This is a genomic window from Variovorax sp. P4_D9, assembly GCF_056401695.1.
Map to the genome: position 1 here is coordinate 1 of NZ_JBFUIU010000781.1, position 4085 is coordinate 4085.

A 4085-nucleotide genomic window follows, 5' to 3' on the forward strand; every position below is an offset into this window, starting at 1 on the left:
CGCCTACGCCGCGCCCGGGCGTTCGGCCGACAGGCCCAGCAGCGAAACGAGACGGGGCAGCGCGTCGGCCGCGTTGCGGGTGCTCGCTTCGGCGAGCGCCGTGACCTCGATGCCGCGCAGGCCTGCCACCACTTCGGCGATGCGCGGCAGCTCGCCGGGCTCGTTGCGCCCCTGCGACTCGCCCGCGGCCCGCTGCGCCTGCGTCCGGTAGAGCCAGTGCGGCGGGATGTCGGGGGCGTCGGTCTCCATCACGATCGCCTCCAGCGGCAGCGTGGCGGCAAGTCGACGCAACTGCAAGGCACGCTCGAAGGTCACGGCCCCGCCGAAGCCGAGCTTCAGGCCGAGTTGGACACAGGCCAGCGCCTGCTGCTCGCTGCCGTTGAACGCATGCGCGATGCCCTGCCAGCGCTGGCCCGGCGCCACTTGGCGCAGGTGCCTCAGCACCCTGTCCACCGATCGCCGGACATGGACGATGACCGGCAACTCATGCTTGCGCGCCAGTTGCAACTGAGTGTGAAAAAAGCGCTCCTGCTTGTCGGGATCCAGGCCCGGCTCGAAATAGTCGAGGCCGATCTCGCCGACCGCCACCAGCCGCGGGTCGTCGCGGCGGAGAAGCAGTTCCTCGTCGAGCAGCGCAAGGTCCTCATCGCGGGCCTCACCGGTGCTCAGCGGATGGATGCCGAGCGCGTAGGCATCGCCCTGCCGATGCGCAAGCTCGCGCACCGTCTCGAAGTTGAAGGCGGCGACCGCGGGAATGACGCAGAGCGCGACACCGGCACGCTGCGCACGGGCCCGGACCTGAGGCATTTCCGAGCCGAATTCGGGCGCATCGAGGTGGCAGTGGGTGTCGACGAAGATGGCCATCGCGCGATGATGCCCGAAGGGATGCAAGGCAGCGGAAAGCGTGCTACCGTGATTGCTACAGCGACTCTCTTTTGCCCGGAGGTGCCCGATGCGCAGGCCTGCTCTCTACAGCCGCTCGCCCCGAGAGCCGCAGGATGCGGCCGAGCCCGGGTCGTCCACCGACACCCCCGAGGCCGAGGCGACCGCCCGGCCTCCCGCGGCAGGCTGGCAGCCCGGCCGCCGCAGCTTCGGACTGCTGCTGGCACTGGTCGTCGGCATGGGCGCCAGCGGCGCCTACGTGTGGCCGCGACACGCGACGCAGGCGCTCACCCAGAAGGACATCGACGCGGCGGTGCTGCGCACCTTGCAGACGCAGACCCTGCCCTCGGCCGCCGCGCGCGCCGCCGAGATCATCCGCCCCTCCGTGGTGCGCGTGGTCGGTTACGGCACCGAAAAGAACACGCCCGAGGCCAAGACCGAGAAGCGCGGCCGCAACATGGCCAAGGGCAAGCCGCCCGAGGCCACCGACGAAGTGCCCGGCAAGCAAGTCGAACGCGGTGTCGGCACCGGCGTCGTGATCGTCGACAAGGGCGTGATCCTGACCAACCTGCACGTGGTCGCGGGCGCCGAGACCATCAAGGTCACCTTCGCCGACGGCCTCGAGGCGCCGGCCACCATCACCGCCCTGCAGCCCGAGAACGACTTGGCGGTGCTGCAGGCGCAGAAGCTGCCGGACGACCTGATCCCGGCCACCATGCGCTCGACCGCCGACCTCATGCCGGGCGACGAGGTGGTGGCGGTCGGCTTCCCCTTCGGCATCGGTCCCTCGGTGTCGGCGGGCGTGGTGTCCGGCCTCAACCGCTCCTTCCGCTCGCCCGAAGGCAAGCAGGAGCTTGGCAACCTGATCCAGTTCGATGCGGCCGCCAATCCCGGCAACTCGGGTGGCCCGCTGATCAACATGAGCGGCGAGGTGCTCGGCATCGTGACCGCCATCCTCAATCCAACCCAACAGCGCACCTTCATCGGCATCGGCTTCGCCGTGCCGATCGAGAACGCCGCCTCCGCCGCCGGCTCGCCACCCTTCTGACCCACCGACGAAAGCAATCCCATGAGCACAGAGTTCGAATCRCCCTCCCCGGTCACGGCCGAGCTGATGGAGCAGATCCTCTATCAGGTGAAGCGCGTGGTGGTCGGCCAGGACCGATTTCTCGAACGGGTGATGGTGGCGATGCTGGCAGGCGGCCACCTGTTGGTCGAAGGGGTGCCGGGGCTGGCCAAGACGCTCACCGTCAAGACCTTGGCCGACACCGTGCGCGGTCGGTTCAAGAGGATCCAGTTCACGCCCGACCTGGTGCCGGCCGACCTGGTCGGCACCCGCATCTACAACCAGAAGACCGGCGACTTCAGCACCTCGCTGGGCCCGGTGTTCGCCAACCTTCTACTGGCCGACGAAATCAACCGCGCGCCGGCCAAGGTGCAGAGCGCGCTGCTCGAAGTGATGCAGGAGCGCCAGGTGACCATCGCGGGCGAGACGCACAAGGTGCCTCGGCCCTTTCTGGTGATGGCGACTCAGAACCCGATCGAGACCGAAGGCACCTACCCGCTGCCCGAGGCCCAGGTCGACCGCTTCATGATGAAGGTGCTGGTCGACTACCCGAGCGACGAAGAGGAATTTGTCATCGTCGAGCGCGTGATCGGCCCGCTAGTCGAGGCCACGCCGGTGGCCACCACCGACCAGCTCGCGATCTTGCAGGCCGAGGCCCAGCGCGTCTATGTCGACCCCTCGCTGATCCAGTACGCCGTCAGGCTCGTGTCGGCCACCCGCACGCCCGAGAAGCACGGCATGAAGGACATGCGGCGCTTCATCACTTTCGGCGCCAGCCCGCGCGCCAGCATCAACCTGACCCAGGGCGCACGCGCGCTGGCCCTGCTGCGCGGCCGCAGCTATGCGCTGCCCGAGGATATGAGCGCACTGGTGCCCGACGTGCTGCGCCACCGGGTCACGCTGTCCTACGAGGGCTTGTCCGAAGGGCTCACGCCCGACAGCCTGATCGATCGCATCATGCGGGCCGTGCCCGCGCCGGCCAAACCCCTCGAACATGAAAAGCTGGTGGCCTAAGCGCGCGAAAGCCGCGAACGACGAGCAGCTCGCGGCCGCCGACGCCGCGGCCAGCGGCGTGGAGCGCGCGCTGCGGCGGCTCGAGTGGACCGTCATCCGCCGGCTCGACGGCCTGCTGCAGGGGGACKACCGAACACTGATGCGCGGCACCGGCCTCGACCTGGCCGACCTGCGCGAATACCAGCACCATGACGACGTGCGCCACATCGACTGGAACGTCACGGCACGGCTGCAGACGCCGCACGTGCGCGTCTTCACCGAAGACCGCGAGATGGCCGCCTGGTTCGTGCTCGACCTGAGCCGTTCGGTCGACTTCGGCTCCGGCATCAAGGCCAAGCGCGAGATCTCGGCCGGTTTCGTCGGCGTCATCGCGCGGCTGTTGACGCGCCACGGCAACCGTGTCGGCGCGATGGTCTACGGCAACGACGTCGAAGCCGTGATCCCCCCGCGCACCGGTCGGCGCCACGTGCTGCACCTGCTGCATGCAATGGAGCGCCGCTCGGCCGAGCGCGCGCCCGACCAGAAGGGCATGACCCGGCTGGCCGACCTGCTCAAGTCCGCCGCGGTGCTGATGCCGCGCCGCTCGACCGTGTTCGTGGTCTCCGACTTCGTTTCCGAGCCTGGCTGGGAACGACCGATGTCGCACCTGGTGCAGCGGCACGACGTGGTGGCGGTGCGCCTGTTCGATCCGCTCGAACTCGAGCTGCCCGACCTCGGCCTGGTGCCGCTGCGCGATGCCGAGACCGGCGAGCAGCTCTGGGTCGACACGCACGACGTCGGCTTCCGCAAGCGCTTTGCGCGCATCGCCGCCGAACGGGAGGCCCAGCTCCGCGAGTCGCTGGCGAAGATCGGCGTCGACGCCCTCGAGCTCTCGACCGCCGACGACCTGGTCGAAGCCATCGTCCGCTTCGCGGACATGCGCAAGCGCCGCGTGCGCAAGGGACAATCGAACCCCAGTACGGTGGCCGCATGAGACGCCCGGCCGTTCCGAAGGCGAATACCGCAGCGCGAAGCGCGAAGGTTGCTCTATGAACTTCCTCTGGCCTCAATTCCTCTGGCTGCTGCTGGCATTGCCGCTGCTGGTGCTGCTGTACCTCTGGCTCATCCGGCGCAAGAAGAAACT

Annotated in this window: 4 protein-coding genes; 3 read left to right on the top strand and 1 reads right to left on the bottom strand. The window is 68.8% G+C overall.

All coding sequences use genetic code 11. The features are described 5' to 3' along the window. Nucleotides 1-3: 3 nt before the first annotated feature. Nucleotides 4-864, bottom strand: a complete 861-nt coding sequence (locus tag AC1DY5_RS45005; RefSeq protein ID WP_478120886.1) for a TatD family hydrolase — start codon at nt 862-864, stop codon at nt 4-6. Nucleotides 865-952: 88 nt separating this feature from the next. On the opposite strand from AC1DY5_RS45005, the gene AC1DY5_RS45010 reads away from it, so the two are divergent. The 3 genes from AC1DY5_RS45010 to AC1DY5_RS45020 are packed head-to-tail and all read left to right on the top strand — an operon-like array spanning nt 953 to nt 3935. Then, a complete protein-coding gene (locus tag AC1DY5_RS45010; RefSeq protein ID WP_478120887.1) occupies nt 953-1930 on the top strand; it encodes a S1C family serine protease in 978 nt (325 codons plus the stop codon). 21 nt (nt 1931-1951) lie between these two features. Next, entirely contained in the window at nt 1952-2962 is a 1011-nt protein-coding gene (locus tag AC1DY5_RS45015) for an AAA family ATPase (RefSeq protein ID WP_478120888.1), read from the top strand. Beyond that, a complete protein-coding gene (locus AC1DY5_RS45020; protein WP_478120889.1) occupies nt 2943-3935 on the top strand; it encodes a DUF58 domain-containing protein in 993 nt (330 codons plus the stop codon). The genes AC1DY5_RS45015 and AC1DY5_RS45020 overlap by 20 nt, the downstream gene beginning before the upstream one ends. Nucleotides 3936-4085 lie beyond the last annotated feature (150 nt).

Coding starts and splice junctions, on each gene's coding strand:
- AC1DY5_RS45005 (WP_478120886.1), bottom strand. CDS start 864: ATGGCCATCTTCGTCGACACCCACTGCCACCTCGATGCGCCCGAATTC.
- AC1DY5_RS45010 (WP_478120887.1), top strand. CDS start 953: ATGCGCAGGCCTGCTCTCTACAGCCGCTCGCCCCGAGAGCCGCAGGAT.